Annotated in this window: 29 protein-coding genes; 21 read left to right on the forward strand and 8 right to left on the reverse strand. The window is 43.7% G+C overall.

All coding sequences use genetic code 11. The annotated features are described in order from the left end of the window. The first annotated feature begins 258 nt into the window (after positions 1-258). The 3 genes from ON064_RS05595 (at position 259) to ON064_RS05605 (ending at position 2,851) form a co-directional block, all read left to right on the forward strand. On the forward strand, positions 259-813 hold the full coding sequence (locus ON064_RS05595) for a TetR/AcrR family transcriptional regulator (protein WP_274623994.1): 555 nt from the start codon (positions 259-261) through the stop codon (positions 811-813). 101 nt (positions 814-914) lie between these two features. Further along, complete coding sequence (locus tag ON064_RS05600; protein WP_274623995.1) at positions 915-2,279, forward strand: MATE family efflux transporter; 1,365 nt, start codon at positions 915-917, stop codon at positions 2,277-2,279. Positions 2,280-2,308: 29 nt separating this feature from the next. After that, positions 2,309-2,851 carry a GNAT family N-acetyltransferase gene (locus ON064_RS05605; protein WP_274623996.1) on the forward strand — a complete coding sequence of 181 codons (543 nt, stop codon included), beginning with the start codon at positions 2,309-2,311 and terminating at the stop codon, positions 2,849-2,851. Positions 2,852-2,907: 56 nt separating this feature from the next. Here the strand turns inward: ON064_RS05605 and ON064_RS05610 are convergent, their stop codons facing one another. Then, positions 2,908-3,660, reverse strand: a complete 753-nt coding sequence (locus tag ON064_RS05610; protein WP_274623997.1) for a class I SAM-dependent methyltransferase — start codon at positions 3,658-3,660, stop codon at positions 2,908-2,910. Positions 3,661-3,803: 143 nt separating this feature from the next. Here ON064_RS05610 and ON064_RS05615 point away from each other — a divergent pair, with 143 nt between their 5' ends. Then, on the forward strand, positions 3,804-4,256 hold the full coding sequence (locus tag ON064_RS05615) for an SRPBCC family protein (protein ID WP_274623998.1): 453 nt from the start codon (positions 3,804-3,806) through the stop codon (positions 4,254-4,256). Positions 4,257-4,310: 54 nt separating this feature from the next. On the opposite strand, the gene ON064_RS05620 is transcribed toward ON064_RS05615, so the two are convergent. The 4 genes from ON064_RS05620 to ON064_RS05635 form a co-directional block, all read right to left on the reverse strand. After that, a complete protein-coding gene (locus ON064_RS05620; protein WP_274623999.1) occupies positions 4,311-5,159 on the reverse strand; it encodes an STAS domain-containing protein in 849 nt (282 codons plus the stop codon). Positions 5,160-5,333: 174 nt separating this feature from the next. Then, positions 5,334-5,822: a DMT family transporter gene (locus tag ON064_RS05625; RefSeq protein ID WP_274624000.1), complete on the reverse strand. Its 489-nt coding sequence runs from the start codon at positions 5,820-5,822 to the stop codon at positions 5,334-5,336. Positions 5,823-5,833: 11 nt separating this feature from the next. Then, a complete protein-coding gene (locus ON064_RS05630) occupies positions 5,834-6,496 on the reverse strand; it encodes a Crp/Fnr family transcriptional regulator (protein ID WP_274624001.1) in 663 nt (220 codons plus the stop codon). A gap of 12 nt (positions 6,497-6,508) precedes the next feature. Continuing rightward, the gene (locus tag ON064_RS05635; RefSeq protein ID WP_274624002.1) at positions 6,509-6,934 is read right to left on the reverse strand and encodes a DMT family transporter; all 426 of its coding nucleotides are present in this window, start codon (positions 6,932-6,934) and stop codon (positions 6,509-6,511) included. A 246-nt stretch (positions 6,935-7,180) separates the two neighbouring features. On the opposite strand from ON064_RS05635, the gene ON064_RS05640 reads away from it, so the two are divergent. After that, a complete protein-coding gene (locus tag ON064_RS05640) occupies positions 7,181-7,666 on the forward strand; it encodes a DUF4306 domain-containing protein (RefSeq protein ID WP_274624003.1) in 486 nt (161 codons plus the stop codon). Positions 7,667-7,691: 25 nt separating this feature from the next. Beyond that, positions 7,692-8,063, forward strand: coding sequence for a hypothetical protein (locus ON064_RS05645; protein ID WP_058383030.1), 372 nt, complete (start codon positions 7,692-7,694; stop codon positions 8,061-8,063). Between the two features lie 30 nt (positions 8,064-8,093). Here the strand turns inward: ON064_RS05645 and ON064_RS05650 are convergent, their stop codons facing one another. Genes ON064_RS05650 through ON064_RS05660 form a run of 3 tightly spaced genes read right to left on the reverse strand, consistent with a single transcriptional unit; the run spans position 8,094 to position 10,964 of the window. After that, complete coding sequence (locus tag ON064_RS05650) at positions 8,094-8,591, reverse strand: hypothetical protein (RefSeq protein WP_274624004.1); 498 nt, start codon at positions 8,589-8,591, stop codon at positions 8,094-8,096. Between the two features lie 31 nt (positions 8,592-8,622). After that, positions 8,623-10,599 carry an ABC transporter permease subunit gene (locus ON064_RS05655; RefSeq protein WP_274624005.1) on the reverse strand — a complete coding sequence of 659 codons (1,977 nt, stop codon included), beginning with the start codon at positions 10,597-10,599 and terminating at the stop codon, positions 8,623-8,625. A gap of 41 nt (positions 10,600-10,640) precedes the next feature. After that, a complete protein-coding gene (locus ON064_RS05660) occupies positions 10,641-10,964 on the reverse strand; it encodes a hypothetical protein (RefSeq protein WP_274624006.1) in 324 nt (107 codons plus the stop codon). A gap of 164 nt (positions 10,965-11,128) precedes the next feature. Here ON064_RS05660 and ON064_RS05665 point away from each other — a divergent pair, with 164 nt between their 5' ends. The 15 genes from ON064_RS05665 (at position 11,129) to ON064_RS05735 (ending at position 22,055) form a co-directional block, all read left to right on the forward strand. Continuing rightward, the gene (locus tag ON064_RS05665) at positions 11,129-11,596 is read left to right on the forward strand and encodes a hypothetical protein (RefSeq protein WP_274624007.1); all 468 of its coding nucleotides are present in this window, start codon (positions 11,129-11,131) and stop codon (positions 11,594-11,596) included. A 61-nt stretch (positions 11,597-11,657) separates the two neighbouring features. Beyond that, positions 11,658-11,975, forward strand: coding sequence for a hypothetical protein (locus ON064_RS05670; RefSeq protein WP_274624008.1), 318 nt, complete (start codon positions 11,658-11,660; stop codon positions 11,973-11,975). Positions 11,976-12,126: 151 nt separating this feature from the next. Then, complete coding sequence (locus tag ON064_RS05675) at positions 12,127-13,077, forward strand: ribose-phosphate diphosphokinase (protein WP_121298236.1); 951 nt, start codon at positions 12,127-12,129, stop codon at positions 13,075-13,077. A gap of 252 nt (positions 13,078-13,329) precedes the next feature. Continuing rightward, on the forward strand, positions 13,330-13,614 hold the full coding sequence (locus tag ON064_RS05680; protein WP_274624009.1) for a hypothetical protein: 285 nt from the start codon (positions 13,330-13,332) through the stop codon (positions 13,612-13,614). Positions 13,615-13,689: 75 nt separating this feature from the next. Continuing rightward, positions 13,690-14,181 (forward strand): hypothetical protein, encoded by a 492-nt coding sequence (locus ON064_RS05685; protein WP_274624010.1) that lies wholly within the window; start codon positions 13,690-13,692, stop codon positions 14,179-14,181. 4 nt (positions 14,182-14,185) lie between these two features. After that, positions 14,186-14,704 carry a GNAT family N-acetyltransferase gene (locus ON064_RS05690; protein WP_274624011.1) on the forward strand — a complete coding sequence of 173 codons (519 nt, stop codon included), beginning with the start codon at positions 14,186-14,188 and terminating at the stop codon, positions 14,702-14,704. 1 nt (position 14,705) lies between these two features. Next, entirely contained in the window at positions 14,706-15,098 is a 393-nt protein-coding gene (locus ON064_RS05695; RefSeq protein WP_274624012.1) for a hypothetical protein, read from the forward strand. Between the two features lie 54 nt (positions 15,099-15,152). After that, positions 15,153-16,055 carry a hypothetical protein gene (locus ON064_RS05700; RefSeq protein ID WP_274624013.1) on the forward strand — a complete coding sequence of 301 codons (903 nt, stop codon included), beginning with the start codon at positions 15,153-15,155 and terminating at the stop codon, positions 16,053-16,055. A 464-nt stretch (positions 16,056-16,519) separates the two neighbouring features. Further along, positions 16,520-16,756 (forward strand): DUF3953 domain-containing protein, encoded by a 237-nt coding sequence (locus tag ON064_RS05705; RefSeq protein ID WP_101191137.1) that lies wholly within the window; start codon positions 16,520-16,522, stop codon positions 16,754-16,756. A 76-nt stretch (positions 16,757-16,832) separates the two neighbouring features. After that, entirely contained in the window at positions 16,833-17,015 is a 183-nt protein-coding gene (locus ON064_RS05710; protein WP_274624014.1) for a hypothetical protein, read from the forward strand. Positions 17,016-17,151: 136 nt separating this feature from the next. Further along, entirely contained in the window at positions 17,152-17,451 is a 300-nt protein-coding gene (locus tag ON064_RS05715) for a hypothetical protein (protein WP_274624015.1), read from the forward strand. A 669-nt stretch (positions 17,452-18,120) separates the two neighbouring features. Further along, entirely contained in the window at positions 18,121-18,645 is a 525-nt protein-coding gene (locus tag ON064_RS05720) for an RNA polymerase sigma factor (protein WP_211654925.1), read from the forward strand. Then, positions 18,623-19,672, forward strand: a complete 1,050-nt coding sequence (locus ON064_RS05725) for an anti sigma factor C-terminal domain-containing protein (RefSeq protein WP_274624016.1) — start codon at positions 18,623-18,625, stop codon at positions 19,670-19,672. The genes ON064_RS05720 and ON064_RS05725 overlap by 23 nt, the downstream gene beginning before the upstream one ends. A gap of 41 nt (positions 19,673-19,713) precedes the next feature. Continuing rightward, complete coding sequence (locus ON064_RS05730) at positions 19,714-19,953, forward strand: sigma factor-like helix-turn-helix DNA-binding protein (protein ID WP_274624017.1); 240 nt, start codon at positions 19,714-19,716, stop codon at positions 19,951-19,953. A 428-nt stretch (positions 19,954-20,381) separates the two neighbouring features. After that, positions 20,382-22,055 carry a MutS-related protein gene (locus ON064_RS05735; RefSeq protein ID WP_274624018.1) on the forward strand — a complete coding sequence of 558 codons (1,674 nt, stop codon included), beginning with the start codon at positions 20,382-20,384 and terminating at the stop codon, positions 22,053-22,055. Positions 22,056-22,106: the final 51 nt, after the last annotated feature.

The raw sequence follows: 22,106 nt of genomic DNA on the forward strand, positions 1-22,106 counted from the left end.
TTGCGCCTTGCGGGGTCTCGGTCGTCTCGCTGATCCACAGGAGTCGAGCGAACGCTTCTCCAAATACTCAGATAGATCATTGATTCTTTAATGTCGAAAAGATGTTCCCCTTTTAATTTATAACTGATTAATAAACTTCTTCAACACTCTGATAAGGATCAGCTGACAAAGCTGATCCTTATTTAAGTTTATAAATCCTTCTACTTGAACTCAGAAAACGATTATAGTATTATTGGTTTTCATAAAGGGGGTTCGGCTGTGAAAAATCGGATTATACAGGCTTTTATCGAAGAAACGAGAAATAACGGCATCAAATTTACGATGGATGATTTGGCTAAACGGCTGGGCATCAGCAAGCGCACCTTGTATGAGAACTTTTCATCCAAACTGGAAATTCTGGAAACGATCATCGACCAGGCTTTTTCAGAGTATGAGCAGCGGGCGCATATCATCCGGGAAGACGAAACCCTCGACTTGCAGGAAAAGATCCACCGATTGATTGTCATGATTCCGAACCATAATGACTTTTTCGATTTGCGCGTATTGGAGCAGTTGAAGCGTTATTACCCAGAACAATGGCAACGCGTCGACCGGGAAATGAACCAGTGGGATGACTTGAAGCAATTGCTTGAGGAAGGCATGGAAACTGGCCTGATCAAACACCAGAACATCGATCTGTTAATGAAAATGATTTTGAACGTCGTCAATATTTCCTTGGATCAGCAGTTCTTCTCGGAACAAAGCATTTCTATCAAGGAAGCTGTTGAAACGATGAGTGAATTATTATTGGATGGGTTCGTAAAAAACGAATAGAAAAAATGCTGGCTAACCAAAGCCAGTATTTCTTCGGACTAATAAAACTAAAAAAACAAATATAGTTTTCAGTGTTTTAGAAAGCTAGGAGGCAATTCAACATGGCACAACAATCTATTCACCGTCTTGATACCGAGTCGGTCGGCAAAGCATTCGTCCGTTATTTAGTACCCTCGACTATTGGCATGCTGCTGATGGCAATCAATATCGTCGCGGACGGCATCATGGTCGGTAATCGCCTTGGGCCGGTCGCATTGGGTGGCGTCGGGATTGCGGCACCGGTCTATACATTATTCGTCGCAATGTCGCTATGGATCGGCATCGGCGGCGCTACGAGATTTTCTGCTCTCATGGGGGCGAAGCGGATAGCAGAAGCACGCATCGTTTTTTCGCACGCGATGGCGTCGATTTTTGCGGTGACGCTCATCATCGGCCTCGTGGCATTCCCGTTCCGCACGGAGCTCGCTTATTTGCTAGGAGCGAACGCGGAAACCTATCCATACGTCTCCGATTATTTATACTTAATGTTGTTGTTTGGATTCATCTTCACAATGGAAAATGCGCTCAGCATCATGGTGCGCAATGACGGTAGCCCGAACTTGGCGATGGTGTCGCTTATCACGACTTCCCTTTTGAACATCGGCTTGAATTACTTGTTCTTGTTCGTCTTGGATTTCGGCGTAAAAGGTGCGGCAGCTGCGACCTTGCTCGCTGCGTTTGTCGGCATGCTCGTCTTGTGCACGCATTTCTTTAAAAAAGGCAATCAATTGCGTTTTGCCCGGTTCAAGCCGAACCGCAAATTGCTGCTGTTGATTCTAGTGATCGGCTTCCCGAGCTTCTTGGCGGAAGTCGGCATGTCGGTGTTCACCATTTCGCATAATAATGTCTTTGAACGGCTGGCAGGAACGGAAGGCGTCGCGGCGTTCGCGATCCTCAACTACGTCCACAGTGTCATGCTGCTCGCATTTCTTGGGATGGGTTCGGCCATCCAACCATTGGTCAGTTATTACAGTGGGGCGAAAGACCAGGCGAAGATCAAAAAGACGCTGCAATTGGCGATCGGAACGGCATTCGTGGCAGGCTTGCTGTTCTTTATCTTCGGGCAATTCTTTGCAGCCACCATCGCCAGCGTATTCGGCGATTTCCCGGACGCCGTGATGGATCTCGCAACTTCCGGCATTCAGCTGTTCTTTATTGCCTACCTGTTCATGGGCGCAAATTTCGTCATGATGACTTATTATCAATCTACCGGTGAAATCCGCATGGCAACATGGATCACCGCAGCGCGTGAAATTGTCGTGCTGTTGATTTTGCTGAGCATCTTGCCAGTATTTTTCGGTGTGACGGGCGCATGGCTTGCGATACCCTTATCGGAATTGATTGTGCTATTGACGATCGTTTATTATCAAATGAGGCAGAAAAAGAAACTGCAGTTCACTGCGGATATGACGGCTCCATATAAATAACCGATTCCAATAAGTTAGGGGAAGATGAGATGCAACTAGCGAAACAGCTGTTTCAAGTGAAAGGCTTGAATTACTGCATTCGAAGTGCGGAGATCCAAGACGCAGCGCAATTGGAGAAAGTCCGTTTACAAATTGATGGCGAAACGGAAAATATGGACCGCGAGCAGGGGGAAGCATATGTGGATGCAGCGGCATTCAAACGGCTCATCGAAGAAGATGCCAAAAGCAGCTGCAATATATTCTTGGTGGCCGAAGTGGACGGGCACATCGCCGGGTTTTCCAGATGTGAAGGAAACGAGCTGAACCGCACGAAGCATCAAGTGGAGTTCGGCGTGGGGGTGCTCAAGCAATTCTGGGGCTATCGTATCGGCCGTAAGCTGTTGGAGGCATCGATTCACTGGGCGGATGCACAAACGATCAAAAAGATGAGCTTGAAAGTGCTCGAACGCAATGAAAAAGCCATCAAGCTATACGAACAATGCGGCTTTGAGATAGAAGGCATACTGAAAATGGACAAGCGCTTAGCGGACGGCAACTATTACGATACCGTATTGATGGGGCGGATCCGCTAACTATAGGGTCATGATAAAAGACCGTGTTTACGCAAAAGCGCAGACACGGTCTTTTCTTATTTCCTAGCTTTGACGATAAAGCTGGTCGGGAATTTCTGCGCTTTGTAAAGCGAGTAATAACGGTCCGACACTTCCGGCTCTAAATCCTTCAAGTCATGCGGAACATCCGGTTCGACCACTTGCTCGATATTGAATCCGGCTTTCACCAAGGCGTTCAAATACGTGCTGAACTTGCGCCTCGGAATAGTCATCGGCGCATCTTCACCTTTAAAATTGGCGTAATGCACGCTGCCTTCATCCTGATAAGAGCCGTTCAGTGAAACGAGCCCGTCCTCGCTTTTCAAATGAACATAGAGCGGATGGTCCCAACTGAAGATGAAAGTTCCGCCTGGCCGCAAATAGGAATAGATCAATTCCAATGTCCGGTCGAGATCCACCGTCCAGCCGATCGCATAAATCGAGTAGACGATATCGAAATATTGTTCCGGCAGACCGATGTCTTCTTCCATCGCTGCGCAGTACAGCTGGGCATCCAGTCCGCTCAAAATCTTTTGTGCGCGATCGATTTGACTGTCGGATAAGTCGACGCCCCACAAATCTCTTGCCCCTTGCTTGCTCATATAAAGCAAGGAATGGCCGCTCCCGCAGCCGATGTCGAGCACATTTTTGCCTTCGATGGAACCAAATAAACGCAATTCGTCTTCGCTTTGAGCGAAAGGACCGTAGCCAGGCAGCGCATCGACGCCGTTAAAATGATCGGCGACCGTGTTCCAGCTTTTGCGGTTTTGTTTCAAAATGTCTGTATTCACTTAAACTCCTCCTGTCTTTTAATCATTCTCGGGAAGTGAAAGAATCTCCTTCTTACCGGATAAACGAGCAGCGAATAACCCGGGCATGTTAAGGGTAAGGAAAGAGAAAGGCGCACAGCCAACGCAAGGAATGAGGGAATCACATGCCCATGATCTATCATGAAACGTATATTGAAGCACCAATTGAGCGCGTATTTGACTTGGCCAGAAGCATCGAAGTGCATATCGAAACCGTCTCGACCACCAATGAACGCGCCATTGCCGGCACGACAAGCGGTGTGATGGAACTTGGCGACTGGGTGACATGGAAAGCGACGCATCTCGGTGTCCGCCAAAAGCTCACATCGAAGATTACCGAAATGGAGCGGCCGTACCGATTCAGCGATGCAATGGTAAAAGGCGCTTTTCACTCCTTTCACCACACACATGAATTTACCGAAAGCGGAAGCGGGACGTTGATGAAAGACTGGTTCGTCTACCGGGCGCCGTTTGGGGTCATCGGAAAACTGGCCGATAAATTATTTCTCGAACGCCATATGGTAAAATTCCTGTCGACGCGCGCTGCCGAATTAAAGCGCATCGCTGAAAACCGATAAGCATAAAAAAATCCATCCGCATGTATGAAGCGGGTGGATTTTTTTCGACTGATTTTAGTTATTCGTAAACTCCAATTTGTGATAACGCAAGGCCTGGTCCAATTTATTGTAGACATCGATTTCGCCGAAGTTGACGCCTAATTGAATCGCGGTCTGTGCGATTTCTGGGCTGATGCCAGCAAGTGCGGTGCGTACGCCGATGATTTTCAAGCCTTCGATCAGCTGGAAGATCTGGTGGGCCACCATCGTATCGATGATCGGCACACCGGAAAGATCGATGAACAAACGCTCGATCGACTTCTCATGGCATTGCTGCAGGACTTTCTCGAATACGATTTTGGCACGGTACGTATTGATTTCGCCGATCAGTGGAAGCAATCCGCTGTCTTTCGAAAGCAAGATGACCGGTGCGCTCATTTCGACGATCATTTCCTGCTGGGCATTCAAACGGCGTTCCGCCGCTTTCGTGTTTTGGTTGATAAACTCCAAAATGATGGCATTCGTCGTATCAACCACAGCTTGGTTCCATGCATTCAGTTGCGCATGCGAAATGGTTTCTTCCTGCAATGCTGCAAATTCTTCGATTAGCTCCAAGTACTGCTTCTGCGTACGGAAAAATTCTTTGATGACCGAGTTGAATGGTGTCGACAAATGCGCTTCGTCATTGGCGACACGTAGAATCCACTCATTGAAGATTTCGATGCAATCGCTTTTCTCCTGGTTGAAAGCTTTGCAGAACAGCTCGTGGAACTCGTAATTCTGCTGCTTCAGCTTTTCGATTGCTTGGGGTTCGGTTTCAGCGTAGACGCCACCTGAACTTTTATCGAGCGTTTCGTACCATTGTTCCGTTAATCCTTTAGTTTTCTCCAGCAAAAAATCCTGTAATTCAACATTTTTGAACATTCGCTTCTTCTCCTCAATTGCACAATGCTTCATTTATGAAAAATCATGCGTCAAATAAACTTCATGAATTCAAACTAACAGTATTATACATACATGATATAGCAGTTGAAAAAAATATGCACGAAGTCTGATGTTGGAATTGCAGACAAATTTTGTTGAGGGAAGAACACGTCCTTAAGACGAAGTGCTTTGCTTAGCTTTCTGATGTTGGAGAAACGGTTTTCGCTCCAAGACAGGGCCGAGTTGGAACAACAAGATGCCCGCGCTGATCAAAAGCACGCCAAGCAGCGATTGCCAAGTGAACGGAACTTGCTCGAGCCCGAACCAGCCCGCTGTGTCCCACATCAACCCGAAGAAAATTTGCGATACCATGACAATCGAGATTGCGCGGCTTGGGCCCAATGTCTGGACGCCTTGCGTGACGCAGACGACGACCCCGACACCGAGCACACCGCTGAACCAAAACCACGGCTCTGCCTCGAAGCGAAACAATCCCATCCCGTTCACAGCAAGGCCTGCGATAAACGAGCCGATAAATCCGAGTAACAACACCAGTGCCGTCGTCGCCCAGACGCTGACATGTTGTTTCACATTCGCGTTGAATATATTTTGCAGGCAGACAAAGACGCCGCCTGAAAGTGCCAGTATGATGCCAAGAACCATGAGAGTTCCTCCTATTCGTATATATTATGGCCCGCCTGATCCAATAAAGCGCCCCGGTCGAGCAAATCGATTTTGCCGTTATTGCGCTGGATCCAGCCGGACTGCTCGAATTTTTGGAGCACCCGGTTCAAATGGCGATAGCTCGTACCGATCAAATCCGCCATATCGACGAGTGAAGGCGAATCGAGCCTCGGCTTATCCGGCGTCATCGACAGCAAATAACTCGCCACGCGCACATCGACGGCATACAGCAAATTGAAGTTCAATTCCTGTGCTTTCGTCACGAACTTGCGCGTGATCGTTTCCAATAAAAATTGCTGGAAGAGGGCATTGCCGCTCATTTCATGATCCAGGGCTTTGTGCGGGACGCGCAGCAATATTAAATCGGTGACAGCTTCGACCGTATTGATGAACGGACATTTCTGCACGTATTCGATATCACCGACAATGTCAAAAGGCGTTTTGAATGCCAAAATCAGCCGTTTGCCTTCTGGCGACAACATGGAAATCTTCAACTTGCCTCCGACGAGCAAGTAGAGAGTGTCAGCAGTGTCGCCTTGTGAGAACAATCGATGTCCTGCCGCATACCGTTCGATCTGCATCGAATCGACGACGGCAGCGGGGAACAAATCCGCCAAGCCATACTGTTGAAGATACTCGTTAATCGGCTGCATCGTTTTTCCTCCTTACCATTTCAAGATGAGAATGCCCGCAATCATCAGCACCACTCCAGCAATCTGTGTCTTTCCGACGTTCTTCTTCGCCATATGGAACCAGCCTTTGCCGTCAATGACGATTGCCGCGATCAGCTGCGCGATCAGGAACAGGCTAATCGTCAGTGTCACGCCCATGCGATGGATGGCGGTCATATTGCTGAACAAGATGAACGCCGCAAGCAAACCGCCTGAGGCATATAGAGGAGAAACTTTTTTCAAGTGTTTGATCGATGTATCTCTTAGCGCCAAGACGATCAAGATCGCAAGTACAAAGCCCGTCAGCTGAGTCATTGCCGCTGCTTGCCACGTGCCGATCTGATCGCTGATCGTCGCGTTCGCCACGCTTTGGAAGGTCAGGAAAAACCCTCCCGCTAAAGCAAATAAAATTCCTTTCATCCGGTCCACCGCCTTTCGTTAACTTAAGGATAATGGGCATAGTAAAAGGATGGAAGGACATATGTCCCTATGGATGGAAATTTACATCCTCCATCCATTCAACTTATTTATCACTGATTGAATAAAAGGGATGGAGTAGTTCATTTAGTTTCTTCCAGAATTATGTAGAAATTCCAGAGCCTTATTAGTATAGTAAAAGCAACAAGGTTAATGGAATTAAGACTTAGAAAATGAAAGGGGAATTGCATGAAATTCAAACACATCATTTACCTGATCGGCGCTTCTCTCGTATTTATCTTTTCGACACTTGCCAGTTGGTATGAAGGCGGGCAACTGCGCGATATTTCATGGGAATGGAAATACTCAGCCGTATTTTCTACTTGGCTGAACGGGCCAGTGAATGAGGCGAGTGACATCTTGGTGATTGACCATTTCGTCTACGCTGCGAAATTCGAGCCGCTGTTTCCGTTATTGATGGCGGCTTCATTCCTGTTCATCATCTTCCAACTATCGGCTTGGCTGTTGAAAGACCGTAAAACGACGCACATCATTTTCCTGTCGCTGATGGCGGTAGGCTTACTGTTGATGAGCGCGATGTTGCTCAATTCGCCAACGATTGGGCTCACTTTGTTCTCCGGTTTCTTCGGGCTGTCAGGGCTTTTGACGCTACTTCTAATACTGTACCGCAACAACCAGAAATGGCTGCGCAGGGCAGCCCAACGGACAAACTAAAAATTCTTAATTTGGAGGTGTTCAAATGGAATGGTTGGTGGATCTCGTTCCGATTCTAATCATCGCAGGGTTTGCTTACGGCGCATTTGGGCAAATCAAACAATCCATTGCTGTTGCAAAGTCGGTGCCATGGGATTCGACAAACGATAAACGAATAATCGTTGGAAGTCACTTGTTTACTTTGTCCTATGCAGGATTCGTCGTGGCCTTGATCGTCAATTTAGCCGTCTATAATTATTCGTTTCCTCAACCCGCTAGTACAGCCAATGCCGCTAGCTTGACTGCGTTCTACTGCTTGTTGATGATGTTCGTTGCTGAACTCGGAATCATGCCAAAACGGCAAGGCCCTAAAGAACTGCCCTCCTTCAAATTAAACAGCCTTCGGTTTAAGCCATAGAATGGCCAAAACCGAAGGCTGTTTTTAAATTTATAGCAGGAATAGCAACACACATAAGCTCACGACAGTCGCACCGAACGAAATCTCGATTTTCGTTTCTTTCGTGCTTTCACGTTTTACTTTGTGCACGACCGACAGCACGAACAGGCTGTAAAGAAACAAGAAGAAATATAGGATTGCATATAAAATCCAGCGTCCATCCATGATCCAGTCATTTAGAGGAGTGAACACCGCCGCTGAAATGAACACCACAACAAAAATTGCGAGCAGTAGTCCCGACAGCACGTTCATCTTATTCCACAAGGGATGCGACAAGAAGCGCTCGCTTTTCTTGCTGTGGAAAACGAAAAACAAATGAATCAAGCTCGTGCTTAGCAAGATGAAAGTCAGCACGATCAGCATCGAGCTGATGGGACCCGACGTGAGCGCGTTTCCGATATTGAGTGAATAGAATTCGGCCAGAACAGCCAGTACGGTCAAGCCTGCCAAAGCGGCCGCTTGGTAAACAGTCCATTTTGAAAATAGCATCCAATTCTCCTTTATCGATGAAGTAAACTGTTCATTCTTTATTGGCTTCTGCATAGCGAATGCGTGTAAAAGAAGGTCTCGTGTCTAAGTTCTTCACAGAATCCCGTGCATCTTCTACTTCCGGTTGCACAACAGGCAATTGTCTTTGCGTTAGCCCTTCAGCGATTGTGATAAAGCAATAGATCAAAATCATGAACACAGCCAAGGGAGGGAGGATCATCCAGAATTGATTGGTGGAGAAAACTTCCCGGGAAATAGCGATCATCCCCGAGAGTTCGTAAATTTCCGGAATGAGCCGCGGCGAATCGGATTGGGCAAGAGCGCCGCCGACAAAGATGTTCAAGATGCCTAAGTGAACAAACATCTGCAAGACTTGAATGATGTGCTGCACCCACATCAACACGAGTTTCGGCCATAGCTCTGGCTGGATGTGCTTCGACAGGATCCAGCTCATCGACCCGCCCATCAAGACGGAACTGATGACATACTCTTTCTTCAAGGTGTCGTTCATTTCATTTCCGATGGTGCTTGTCGTGATCGGCAAGACGACGAGTGACATGATCAACCCTTGGAACATCAAACGCTCCGATAAGCTTAGCTCCCATTGGCCGTAACTGATGAGGACTGGCAGCAATAAAATATAGGTCACTAAAGTCAGCGGCAAGAAATGCATGCCTTCTGCGATCGAATTGACGAAATGCCGCAATTTGTCGGTAAAGAAAAAAGTGTACACCACACCGAATAGATAACCAAAAACGATGCGCAAGCCAGCTATCAATAAACTCAAGACAATGGTGTATTTCATGCCGACCACTAATTGCTGGGCGATGGAATAGCCGTATGGGTCCGTTCCGAACAGGATCTCTGCAGAAGGTGAATGCGGCGCGCTGCTTTCAATGCTGCCCTCTTCGTCGTAAACATAATTAATTTGCGCAATGGCATCGCCTGTGAACACGGAATAAAGGACACTCGTTGTGAACAAGCCGAGCACGATAAATGAAGGAATCAAAATGCGTGGGTTTTTGAAAGATGCCAGGCGCACCGAAGCGGACCGTCGATTGGCAAAAAGCGAGCGCAGGCTAGACCGAATTTCGTTCAAGTCGAACAGGCGCAAATTGAATTTGCTAAATATCGCATTACGTTCGATCTCGTATTTTCCTAGCCATAACTCCACCAGCGCATAGAAAATGAAGAATGGGATGAACACTGTCAAGAGGATGAATGCAATGCCTTTCGGGCTGAAATCATTGCGCAAATAATACAGGATGCCTTCGACCCCGAATAAGTGCTCGATGATCAATAACGCAGAAAGCGCCAGCCACACAATCGATTTGGATTGATAGAACGCGCTTTTCAATACATTGGACGTACAATGCTTCCGCAGAACCTCAAACCGGCTCAATCCTTTGGAACGTGCGAGTTCGACGTAAGGGTGCCGTTGTTCTTCTTCATACAATAAAATGAACAGTTTCAAAAACAATACGGCGGGCACAACCGATAAACACACGATGGGCGCCAAGTAAATCTGCTCACCGCCCAAGCTATAAAAGCTAAGAAGCAAAAACCCGGTCTGTTGAAAAATGGCGATGACACCGATTTGAATCAAGAATATGTAGGCGAAGTCAGGGAAAGACTGAAGGACCTTAATGATTTCCAACATTGAGCGCTTCAAGGCGCCTTTCGACAATAACACGGCAAAGGAAAGAATAAAGGCTGAAACGAAAGCTAACGCCAGTGCCATGAGCAAAATCGACATCGAATACACATAAGGCCCGCTTAAAAACTTTTCGAAGGATACCGGAATCGTCTCAAGAGAAAACGGAATGCGGTAACTCAAGGTCCATTCGGAGGCGGTCGTAAACCCGGTGAAAATCAGTTGCAAAGCCTCTCCATAAGAACGGAAATCCAAAAAAGAAGTCCCGTTGAATAACGCTGGAGCAGCGCTGATTAAAATGATGCCAATCACACCGAAGATAAATTTTGTTAAAATCGTCCAGAAACGTTTCATATTCGCCCCCCCCCTTAAACAAAATGATGGTCGCGTCGCACTTAATTAAAGAAATAGTCACGATAGGCGAAAAACGTAACCCCGACCATCAGCACTAAATACAAAATCGAGCCGATCAAAATATAGGAGCGATCGGAGACAGGAGCGCTCTGTTCCATCCGGATGCCAGTCGACCCTTGAATCGACATATCCAAATGACGGCTGGCCATCCCGCCTTTCGATTTGAAAAAGAACACGATGACGACCGCGAGCCCTGCGAACGGGATGGCGATGTCCAAAAATCCGAGTGGCGTAAAAAAGCTTACAAGCCAATTGCCAAGGACGAGTACAAGCATGGCAAATGAGACGGTGAGTATGTTTTTCATATGTACCTCCAGTTGAGTTTTTGAAAAAAATGTTAATTCCTTTAACATACTGTACGGTATAATGGATAAATGGTTTCAAACAAGCAGAATATTCAAGCACTGTATAATAAATCAATCTTCAAAATTGGACTATAGGTTACTAATCAGAAATATTAGGAGGGCATATGGCTCAACACAATTCGAGAAAAAAAGACACTGTTACATTACTGGCGTACTTCTTATTGATCGGTGTTTCTTTCTATTTGATTGCTTACCTGAATATCTTTCCAGGAGCGGTCAGTTATGAAGAGAAGAGCGAAGGGATAGTAGTCACACAAGGGAGTTTGGAGAAAAGTTCGGTGACCGTATATGTTGAGGATTATGAAACAAGTGATTGGCTGCGAATGAGTTTGTTGCAAGCCAATATTCGCACGCTGCAAAGCTTCTTAACGCTGTTTTCGGTACTCATCCCAATGAGCATATTCTTCTTGCTCGAGCACAAACGCCTCGACTTTTTGAAAATAAGCAAGACGCTAAGAATCTTGAGTATTGCTTTGGTTTTCTTTGTCCCTTTTCTACTTTTAACAATCGGATATGTAGACATTTTGGAGAGAATTGAACAGGGGTTGGCAGCTATACTGATCGAAAGTTGAACAGAATATCAAAGCCGTCAAAATATGTGCCATCAATTTGGATAAACAAGGGGGACTAAACTTGCCGCAATGGGCCGTTTATATACTGACAATTTTACTGGGCGGCATCGCAATTCAAAATATATACGTGGCCGTCAAGCCGATGAAAGATGGAGAGAAACGGGACTTGGAAGAAGTGTTTTCGTATGGAGAGGGCCCTCTTTTCATTTTCGGGTCATTCTTCAGCTTCCTGTTCTGGTGCAGCGAGAAATTTTTTCCTGAACGGTTTCAACTTGCGGCTTTCCGATTGATTAGCTTGCTGATGGCAGCTTCACTAATCGGTTTAATCTTTTTAATTTGGAATCTCGATATTGTGGCAGATTTTCTACTAAGCCTGTGAACTAGGGCGCGATTCTCCATCTTGGGTGGCATTTGCGACCAGAAAGAGCTATCATGAAATCAACTGATACAAGCCGCATGAACAGAATTTCATGGGAAACAGTCAGCTATCAATTTACGAATTTATAATTTGCTGAAAGGGGAGTTGAACGGTGGCTTATCAATTAAGAGACAATTTCAAGCTATTTTCATTGAATTCAAACCAGGAACTGGCTCAGGAGATCGCGGATCATCTCGGCTGTGAGCTGGGCAAAAACTCCATCACCCATTTTAGCGATGGGGAAATTCAAATCCATATCGAAGAAAGCGTGCGCGGAGCGGAAGTCTACGTCGTCCAATCGACGTCTCAGCCAGGACACGAACACGTCATGGAATTATTGATCATGATCGACGCGTTGAAGCGGGCATCGGCAGACTCCATCACAGCGGTCATTCCATATTACGGCTATGCGCGCCAGGACCGGAAAGCGAGTTCACGTGAACCGATCACGGCGAAACTCGTGGCGAACATGCTGGTAAAAGCGGGTGTGGACCACGTCATCACGATGGATTTCCACGCACCACAAGTACAGGGCTTCTTCAATATCCCGGTTGACCAACTGCTCGGCATTACCGAACTGTCCCAGCATTTCATCAATAAGAACCTCGAAGATGCCATTGTCGTAGCACCGGACAACGGCGGATTGACCAGAGCGCGCAGACTTGCGGATCGTTTGGACGTCCCAATCGGCTTTATCGACAAGCGCAAAATGCCAGGCGAAGCTGAGACGATGAACATCGTCGGAGACATCAAAGGCAAAAACGCGGTTATCATCGTCGACATCGTCGATACGGCGAAGACCATTTCCGATGCAGCGAACCTGCTCGTGGAAAACGGCGCGAAAGCAGTCTACGCTTGCTGTACGCATGCCGTATTGTCTGGCGATTCCATTCAACGCATCCAAGACTCCGCGTTGACGGAACTTGTGGTCACGAACACAATCCACGTGCCGAAAGAAAAACGCATCCCGAAAATCACCATTCTCTCGATCGCGCCATTGCTTGCAGAAGCAATCGAGCACGTGCACAACGAAAAGCCAGTCAGTCCATTGTTTGAAGGATGACAATAGAGAAATGACGGAACCCCAAATGAGTGCCAGTAAGACGGCGCGCATTTGGGGTTCGTTTTGTTTTAGCTAGCTTTCTTCAATTTAATCAGCAATCTCTGGACTCAATATCTTCTTTATAGACATAGAATTCACCAGCAATCACCTCTATAAAGAGTATATCGATTCTGGAAGAAAACTGTTAAAGTTAAATTATGGAATTAAAAGTATTCAGAGCTCGACCTATTCTTTATTGAGGAGGGGTGAACGATGAACACCTTGAAACAATTTCATTTAGCGATTCCACTTGTGTTGCTCGCCATCAACCTCGTGCTATTTTCTTTTCTGATGGAAGAGTTACTAGACGCATCGCCCCCGAATTATGGCGGCGGCATGCAATTAATGACGCCGGTTTTCGGACTCATTTCATTTCTCTATATCCAGAAGACACAAGGCCCGAAACCATCAGGTATATGGATTCTCCAGGCTTTGAACTGGCTGTTCATTATTTTTCCGATTGCTGTAATTTTTATTTTTATGCTGGCATTCATCTGACTAGAAATAAAACGAAACGCTTTGCCATTTTTAACAGTATATATACCACCTAATTAATTTAAGGAGGAAAAGAAAATGAAAAGATTTTTCTATTACTTCATCTGGAGCATCGCAATCATCTTTATTGTGTATGCAGGATTACAGCTTCAACAAGTATTGGATGAGAGGGCAGCTGCAGCATTTAATCCGACTCCTCTTTGGATTTATGTTGTGATTTTTCCAGTTATCATCGGCTTATTATTGCGGACGCCCAAATTCATGCTGGAAAGAAAAGAAAGCCGGATCGGCGGTTTCGATTGGAGTAAGTTCTTGGCGGTCGGCGTGCCAGCATTCATCGTATTAGCGTTATCAATTTTGCCTTTATTGCCTATCGGAAACCTGATTTTTTCTGATGAAATCTATGTTCAAATTGACATGCTTCTTTTTAGCAGCACCACAGCACAAACAATCGCCGGTCTAGTCTTCGGCTATACATTACTCGATAGCTTCAAGAGCGAGGAGCGGGGGTTCCAGGAATCGACTTCCGACCTGTTCAACGCGGTGATGAAGTTTACACCGAAAGGGTGAGTGGATGATTAGACGAGCGAGAGTTTCAGACGCAAAAGGAATTGCAAAAGTCCATATCGACAGTTGGATTACCACTTACCGAAATATCGTGCCGGATGAATATTTAGACGGATTGAAATACGAAGACAGAGAGAGACTTTGGAATCGAAACTTACAGCATTCCACAGCGTTCGTTGCGGAAAATGAAGCTGGAGAAGTCATCGGCTTTGCGGATGCCGGCAAGGAACGATCCGGTGACTATCCGTACATAGGAGGAGAAGTGTATTCCATCTATATCTTGAAAGCCTATCAAGGCCAAGGTGTCGGCAAACTGTTGATGCAGGCAGTAAGCAATGAACTGTTGGACCGTGACATTCAGTCCATGCTCGTTTGGGTGCTCAAGGAGAATCGATCGAGCGGCTTTTATGAAAAGTTGGGCGGCAAAGTCATCGACGAAAAATACATAACGATCGCCGGCAAACAAATACCCGAACTCGCTTATGAATGGGAAGATGTCAGCCAGATAGTAAATAGAGGTGAATAATATGCCGGATTTTCCAACTGAACTGGAACTGCTGTCTTTATTCGAAAGTGAGCCGGAGTTGTCTGATGATACAGAAGAAATGCCGATGTATTACAAAGAAGCGGTCTACCGATGCACTAACGGGGAAGAGGATTTTGCAGTGCATATTTCTCCGGCTCAAGGAGAGGTTCGCATTCAAGTAAGCAAAAGCGATTCAGAAAGAATGCTTTCTTTACTGGACTTGAAGCAAGTCAACAAATTCGAAATTATCGCCGACGAAAAAGATCGCTCGAGTATTTTGCTGATTACGGAGAACGAAGAAACAGAGATCGTTGTCCAAGTGGATTTCAAACCGTATTTCAGACAGATCGTTAAAGAAGAGTTTTCAAATCGTCATAATACTACACCAGGGTGATCCATTTGCTGAACAGGAAACTGTCAGTTCAAGCTTTGTAAGGAGTGTCTCGATATGAAAAAACTATTTATACGAGTTTCAGCATTGCTCATGATTTTTGCGCTGACTGGCTGCCTTGCCGAGGATTACGACGTGGGTGTCCCAAGAGCCTATTTACTGGCAGAGGATGGTTTGCGAGGCCAACCCATGCCTTTAACAGAAGCGAATATCAGTTGGAGTTCATCGAGTGGAGATGTATCGGAAACGATAGAGGACCTCGAAGAGTTTGGTTTGTCGCAAGAAGTCACTACAGTTTCTCCAAACCAGCCAGCTTCTTTGGATTTCAAGGAGAATGAAGAGAACGGCGGAGACATTTGGACAGATCCAACGATTACGGCGGCGTTATGGAAAGATGGGAAAGAAACAAAGATTGAACTGGATGACTCTAGAGAATTTCGCTTTCCGCAAAACATAGGGAATTATGCATTAGCTGTGGAATTTATCGATCGAGACAATGAAGCTCAATATGTAGGAAATATCGTTATCGAAGAAGCACAAGGACAGAATGTCGGACAGCTTCCAAAGTATACATATATGGAAAGGCCCTCGATTATGAAAATAAATTCCGCAGACCCAAGTGGAGTGGTATTCGATCATAACTATTCCCAAGTATGCTGGAATAATTGTCATTTTCATAACGGTTATGATATACCCGATGTTCACGCTGGAGATGTAGAAGTGGGCGACAGCATTGTAATCGATTGGGAAATGATAGAGCCAAAGCCAAGCGAAGTTATGTTGATTGAGGTAGACGGCAGCAAAGAAGAAGTAAGTGAAGAAATTGTCTCCTCTGGCGATTCTACAATAACCATTGAAGTTGTTGAACAAGACCTTGGAAACCAATATTCAATTCAATATCTATGGCGTAACGGTAAAGAACTTATCGGCCAAAGCAGCTTGAATTTTAAGATGAAATAATGCCAGGGTAATGAAAAATTCCAGTAAGAGGAAATTTAAGTACGTTCGCAAAGTGTAGTTGCAATTTTAGGTGCGGCGATTCATGTTAATCCACCGTAATAAAAAAGCTGGGAGTACTGATTTTTTTCAATGTGATCGAAAATGTAACTGGACTGTCCAGAGCTAGCTCGAAAAACGCGTGCGAGGGAGAGTGGTTCACTATGTTCAAGTCTTATATAAAGTTTTTAGAAAAGTATGGTTCCTTCCTCATTGCATTTTACAGTTTGATTTATCTACTCACTTCATGGGGCGATAACTGGGTACTTACTTGGCTTTTATTAGCTGCACTGATTATTTCTCCAATTCTCGGCATTTTGGACATTAAAGAATCGAAATCTCCCAAACCCTAGCTCAGAAGAGTAGCTTCTACAATTAATTACCCTGTCATCTTTAGAACGACTATCCAGAAGAGGAGCAATACCATCATGAAAATACTCAGGATCATCCTCCAGCTAGCATCAATTGGATTTGGAGCTTACGTGTTATGGAGCCAGAACTTTACGCTAATGCCATACGTCATGCTGACGCTTGGGATGTTTATGTTAGTCGCGGGATTTGAAAGAATTCAAAACGATCGAAAAGAGTTTTGGGGCTATATGTTTGTTCTGAGTTCTCTGTTTATCCTCTTTGTTTCGGCACAAGCATTCTTAGTAAGTGCTTGAGGTTCAAGCTATATTCAAAATTTTACATATGGAAAAATAAAGTTAGAAGTTCACTGATAGGAAAGGAGGAAGCAATATGAAATTCGTAAAAGGCATGTACATAGTTTTAATTCTGTTCATGTTCGTCAATTTTCTAAGTGTCTTTGTATTGAATAATGATTACTCAGGCATCGCTTCCTGGATGAATGTATTGCTCTTTTTACTTGGCAGCGTCTTTTATATAAATGCGCGTCATGTTTTCAAAAGAGAGTCTCAGTAAGGCTAACGAGAAAACTGAACGTAACTTAAGTGCAGTTAAGTTACATTCGTTTATTAGAATGTGAGCATAAGAGGATTAATACATTTCAACATTACTGCGAAAACTTGATACAAATTAAAAGTTAAGGAAGTGAGTCATGCTCATGTTAGAAGTTGTTTTTCCTTTGGTAATTTTAAGTATCGGTTTGACTATCGCTTATATTTGGAGTAGACACAAGTCGGAGAAAAAGAAGCAAATTGTATGGGGGATTACTTTGATAGTCGTAGTTGCACCATTTTTTTCTTGGCTTATTGGAGGGCTTTATGCAACATTTGGATCTGTTGAAACTACTGGGTGGGCAGAAATCGTTTATCCAATGCTTATTTTCCCTGTTATCTGTCTAGTTGGAATTTGGTGTTTGATAAACGGAATTTTTAATAAAGAAAAAGTCAGCTAGTTTTAAATGTAACTTATTGTGAATTAAGTTACTTTCAGTTTCTTATGACTGTTTTTTTGAAGAACTCACGACTATTTTAAATACAAATTAAAATGGAAAAGGTGATAGGATGTTTTTTACTAAAAAAATGAACTGTTCCCGCTGTGGTAAAGAAATTGGAGAGAACGAAATAATTGCTATCCTTACAAATGTAAACGAATTAAATGGGATAGCCCACGTAAGAAAGTTTGCTGAGGGGCATACTATTGTTTGCTCTAAGTGTTTCAACGCAGTCAAAACAGATTGATTCAGAATTTGTTTATTTTGAATGTAACTTATTAGCAATTAAGTTATATTTAGAATTCGAATTTCATTTGCTTAATTAGAGAACCCAAAGAAATTAATATTTTTGGAAGAAATGATACATTCATAATGCTGATCGATAAGACTTTAAAGATGAAATTTCAAAAGAATATAGGGTTACCTATCAATATTCTTCAGAAACCACAAGTTATCTGTGAATAGCAAGATAGAAACGTAAAGGAGTGCCATTAAGGTGCTTCTTTTTCATTTGTCTATACAATCAATCATTACGAGAGGAAGGTTCCAAAATTGTATTTCAAAAACTTTCCTATTTTGTGTTAACTTTTTAAAGGCTGAAAGGTCTTATAGACGAAGGGAGGGGACTAGTTGAATTCGCAGGAAGAATTGTATCAGGCATTAAACGAAAAGACAGATATCATTTTTAAATACTTGATAAAAATTGGAGCGAGCACAGGGGATGCGGAAGATATTGTTCAGGAAGCCTTGTATAAATTGTTGCTCTATATTGATTCAATCGATTCCACTAAAGCATACAGTTGGCTATTCAAGGTAGCTATCAATCATTATTATGATTTGTGCCGGAAACAAAAAAAGGAAATACATACTTCTTTTGAAAACCTTGAGTTTGTGGACGAATCCTTTTTGCCCGAAGATTTTGTTCGCCAGGGCGAGATGAGACAAGAAATTGAATTCGTTCTGAATCAACTCCCTCCCCTCCATAAGCAGCTACTGCTACTGAAGTATGAAATGGAATTAAGTTACGCTGACATCGCGGCCCTCTTGAATTTGAATAACGGAACCTTAAAAACCTATTTATTCCGAGCCCGAAAGGCTTTCAAGGAATTATATGAAAAGGAGCTTGATCGGCATGACCGAGAACAAAAAAGATAAAGAGTTAAATCAGCTTTTCGACTCAACTTCGTCGAATGATTCATTTACTAAGATTATAGGCAGAGCGCGAAGAAAAACGCTTCTTCGCACAGCGGCTATTTCTTCTATCGTTCTGGTTTTATTCATAATTATTTCAGGGATTAGCTGGCTTTCACTTATGAGATGGCAGGAGGGAAAAGCCATGCGGGATATAGAAATGTTTAGCCAAATAACGGATCCTAATGTCGAGGAAATGGGGATGCAGCATGAAGGGAATGGTTTGTTTGAAGGTATCATCCGATTTGAACGGTACAAGGTAATCGAAGGAATTCCAGTGGATTGGAGCGAGGATGTCATGTCCTACAGTTTATTTGGCGGTGTCAGCCGATTTGCAGGAGATCACTCTCCAATTCAAGTTGAAAAAGATGGTCAACTGAAGGCATATGATCGTGATACCAAACAGCGAATGCTCAATTTCTATCATCCGGAGGTGGAATACAGCAATTTGGCAGATGGATTAAGTGAACTGGAACTTTATCCCGAACAAACCGTAGCCGAAGTTGCCTTGTCTTTCGACAAAGGCTATGCACCATCGGAAGTTAATGAAAGCATGCCAGATGGTGTAACTTTAAAATGGTATTGGGTAGATACTTATTCTTCGGAAGACCTGAACTGGCTGAACCATCATCCAAGTATCGTAGAGGAAGAGAATAGTGTAAGCCAACCTGAACTTGGAGATCAGGTATATGGGTTTGAGAACATCGAACTGAAACTTGAAGAAGAGGAAGTTGAGGAAAGCCAAATAAAGAATGAAGAGTTGTTCATTGAAAAAATTCAAATGGGTCTAGGATTTGAAAGTGGAAAATATTATGGCGAATACAAACGCATTCATGATTTGTTGAAAGGGGAAGCTCCCCATTTAACGGCAGACCATGTTCAAATAATTGGAGCAGTGGTGACAGGAGATATTAAAAGTCTACAGTCTTTACAAGACCTGGAATTCGTTCGCACGTCTGCTTTAGGAGTTACTGTGGATCCTTATCAGTAAGCTTCTATTTAATACTTCAGAAAGGGTAGGTGCAGCTTGAAATGAAAACGAGTATACAAACAAGTAGCACGCTGGATATTGAAGAGAAACTACTGGCAAGGAGGAATAGGTTCGAACTTTTAAAGCTGTTGAGCGAATTAGAAATGTTAGACCGGGATATTTTAGTTATGAAGTTGATTCAAGGACACTCGCATGAAGAAATCGCTGTACACTTGGGATTGTTCAAATACTCAGTGGAAAATCGGATTGTTTCTGCTTTAAAGAAATGGGGTGTGACATAAGAGAAGGTATCGATGGGGAAGAGACTTCCATAGAAAGTCTTTTCCCTTTTCCAATCGAATTGGAAAGTGAGAAGCTGTTTTTGCTTTTATCTTTTGGGAATTCATTTGTACTATCGTGGACAGTGGTCCTTCCATTTGTTTCTACTCTATTTTGGAATACACCGTAAACCGATAGATTAGATTCTAAAGAGTATAGCAACGAATACTCGCTTATAATCTGCTGGTTTTTAAGATCTATAGAAGTTCATAAAACTAAAATTGAGAAGGTGCTGGCGATGAGCACCCTCTTTTTTGCATTCTTGTAAATGGATCTTTATGAAAGGTTTCTACTCTTGCATAACAAAAGCTTATAGGGTGGGTATTTTTACCTCTTTCATTGAAACTTTCTGGAAGAAAAGCCGTATAAATTAGGAGAAAGAGGTGTTGAGATGGAAAGTCCGTTTATATTTATGGGGTTATTTGTCGTCTGTCTCATTACTTATCAACTTTTAACGAGAAATCGGCGGAAACTTAAGAAAATCCGGCAAGAGTGGGAAACTGAAACATATATTGCGATAAAAGAAGATGTTCAATCCGTATCATCCTATTGGAGAAACAATAAAGAGCGTTCAGAATTTTACGCAGGGGTCGATCAAATCACCTGGGACGACTTAGGGATGGACCAGGTGTTTAAGAAGATGAATTACACCCAAACCAGTGTGGGCTCAGAATACTTATTCGACCAATTACGGGACATTGATCCGAAGCTTGATGGCCTTCAGTCCAAAGAAGAACTTTATACCCTCATGGCGAAGGATGACGTATTGAGAGAAAAAGTCCTTCTTATTTTATCCAGTCTTGGAAAACGCAATTATGCTGACACTTCCTCCTACTTTTATAATTTCAGCGACCACAAAATCAAGTTCGCATACATGTACGTCCTTCTTGCATGTTTGCCCATTTTCTCATTGCTGTTGATGTTCTTTAGTTTAAAGGTGGGAATCATCAGTTTGGTAAGCTCGCTAGTTATAAACGCTGTGATCTATTACCGTAATAAAAAGATGGTGGAAAATGATTTGCATTCTATTACGTACGCAGCTGCCATTGTGAATACAGGCAGGAGTTTGACTTCCATTCGTCATTCTCAATTTTCAGTGTTTGACGATATTTTTAAAAAAGAAGGGAAAGGTCTGAAAAAAGTTTCTTTCTTTGGCAAGGTCTTATCCATTGGAACAAATACCGGTGGAGATTTTGATGTTTTCTTTGAATACTTCCGGATTGTTTTTTTACTCGATTTTATTTCTTACAATCAAATTATGAAAGCAATCGTCACCCATCAGAAAGCCTATCGGCAATTATGGGAATCGATTGGCGAATTGGATGCTGCGATTGCGATCGCTTTTTATCGAAAATCACTTTCATTTTATACCTTGCCTCAGTTTGTCGACGAAGAAGAGTTGTCATTTAAAGACATGGCCCACCCACTTTTAGATAAGCCAGTAACGAATTCCTCTACATTGGGCAAGACTGTATTGATTACTGGATCTAATGCTTCCGGAAAATCGACTTATATCAAAGCGGTCGCCATCAATGCAATTTTGGCCCAAACGATCCATACGGTGTTAGCTAAAAATTGGACGATGAAACCGAGTTATATCGTGACTTCGATGGCGATCCAAGACAACGTATTGAATGGAGACAGTTATTTTATTGCAGAAATAAAGTCGCTGAAACGAATCATCCAGTTGTGCAAGGCAAAGAAACCTGTTATTTCTTTCGTTGATGAGATTCTAAAAGGGACCAATACGATTGAGAGGATATCTGCATCAGCAGCTATCATGGAGTGGCTGTCGGTCAATAAAGGCATGAACATTATTGCTTCGCACGATATTGAATTGACGGAAATTGCGGGGAATGTGTATACCAATTACCATTTCCGGGAGTCGATCGAGAACGGTGAAGTGCTGTTCGATTATAAAATTCATAAAGGCCCTTCTGAAACAAGGAACGCCATAAAGCTATTGGAACTTCTGGATTATCCGGAAAGTGTAACAGACCAAGCGAACCAACTGGCTGAATATTTTACAGACATTCGTGAATGGAAAGCGTTGAATGCAGTCTAACCGGTTTTGAATCTCAGCTGTTAAATTTAAGTGTGTCGTGAAAAATCAGTT

Source organism: Planococcus sp. A6 (assembly GCF_028823615.1).
In the GTDB taxonomy this organism is placed as follows: Bacteria; Bacillota; Bacilli; order Bacillales_A; family Planococcaceae; genus Planococcus.

Bases quoted from the DNA above. Each gene is read 5' to 3' on its own strand.
- ON064_RS05600 (WP_274623995.1), top strand. From the start codon at position 915: ATGGCACAACAATCTATTCACCGTCTTGATACCGAGTCGGTCGGCAAA.
- ON064_RS05605 (WP_274623996.1), top strand. From the start codon at position 2,309: ATGCAACTAGCGAAACAGCTGTTTCAAGTGAAAGGCTTGAATTACTGC.
- ON064_RS05615 (WP_274623998.1), top strand. From the start codon at position 3,804: ATGCCCATGATCTATCATGAAACGTATATTGAAGCACCAATTGAGCGC.
- ON064_RS05620 (WP_274623999.1), bottom strand. From the start codon at position 5,159: ATGTTCAAAAATGTTGAATTACAGGATTTTTTGCTGGAGAAAACTAAA.
- ON064_RS05625 (WP_274624000.1), bottom strand. From the start codon at position 5,822: ATGGTTCTTGGCATCATACTGGCACTTTCAGGCGGCGTCTTTGTCTGC.
- ON064_RS05630 (WP_274624001.1), bottom strand. From the start codon at position 6,496: ATGCAGCCGATTAACGAGTATCTTCAACAGTATGGCTTGGCGGATTTG.
- ON064_RS05635 (WP_274624002.1), bottom strand. From the start codon at position 6,934: ATGAAAGGAATTTTATTTGCTTTAGCGGGAGGGTTTTTCCTGACCTTC.
- ON064_RS05640 (WP_274624003.1), top strand. From the start codon at position 7,181: ATGAAATTCAAACACATCATTTACCTGATCGGCGCTTCTCTCGTATTT.
- ON064_RS05645 (WP_058383030.1), top strand. From the start codon at position 7,692: ATGGAATGGTTGGTGGATCTCGTTCCGATTCTAATCATCGCAGGGTTT.
- ON064_RS05650 (WP_274624004.1), bottom strand. From the start codon at position 8,591: ATGCTATTTTCAAAATGGACTGTTTACCAAGCGGCCGCTTTGGCAGGC.
- ON064_RS05655 (WP_274624005.1), bottom strand. From the start codon at position 10,599: ATGAAACGTTTCTGGACGATTTTAACAAAATTTATCTTCGGTGTGATT.
- ON064_RS05660 (WP_274624006.1), bottom strand. From the start codon at position 10,964: ATGAAAAACATACTCACCGTCTCATTTGCCATGCTTGTACTCGTCCTT.
- ON064_RS05665 (WP_274624007.1), top strand. From the start codon at position 11,129: ATGGCTCAACACAATTCGAGAAAAAAAGACACTGTTACATTACTGGCG.
- ON064_RS05680 (WP_274624009.1), top strand. From the start codon at position 13,330: ATGAACACCTTGAAACAATTTCATTTAGCGATTCCACTTGTGTTGCTC.
- ON064_RS05685 (WP_274624010.1), top strand. From the start codon at position 13,690: ATGAAAAGATTTTTCTATTACTTCATCTGGAGCATCGCAATCATCTTT.
- ON064_RS05690 (WP_274624011.1), top strand. From the start codon at position 14,186: ATGATTAGACGAGCGAGAGTTTCAGACGCAAAAGGAATTGCAAAAGTC.
- ON064_RS05695 (WP_274624012.1), top strand. From the start codon at position 14,706: ATGCCGGATTTTCCAACTGAACTGGAACTGCTGTCTTTATTCGAAAGT.
- ON064_RS05700 (WP_274624013.1), top strand. From the start codon at position 15,153: ATGAAAAAACTATTTATACGAGTTTCAGCATTGCTCATGATTTTTGCG.
- ON064_RS05705 (WP_101191137.1), top strand. From the start codon at position 16,520: ATGAAAATACTCAGGATCATCCTCCAGCTAGCATCAATTGGATTTGGA.
- ON064_RS05710 (WP_274624014.1), top strand. From the start codon at position 16,833: ATGAAATTCGTAAAAGGCATGTACATAGTTTTAATTCTGTTCATGTTC.
- ON064_RS05715 (WP_274624015.1), top strand. From the start codon at position 17,152: ATGCTCATGTTAGAAGTTGTTTTTCCTTTGGTAATTTTAAGTATCGGT.
- ON064_RS05725 (WP_274624016.1), top strand. From the start codon at position 18,623: ATGACCGAGAACAAAAAAGATAAAGAGTTAAATCAGCTTTTCGACTCA.
- ON064_RS05730 (WP_274624017.1), top strand. From the start codon at position 19,714: ATGAAAACGAGTATACAAACAAGTAGCACGCTGGATATTGAAGAGAAA.
- ON064_RS05735 (WP_274624018.1), top strand. From the start codon at position 20,382: ATGGAAAGTCCGTTTATATTTATGGGGTTATTTGTCGTCTGTCTCATT.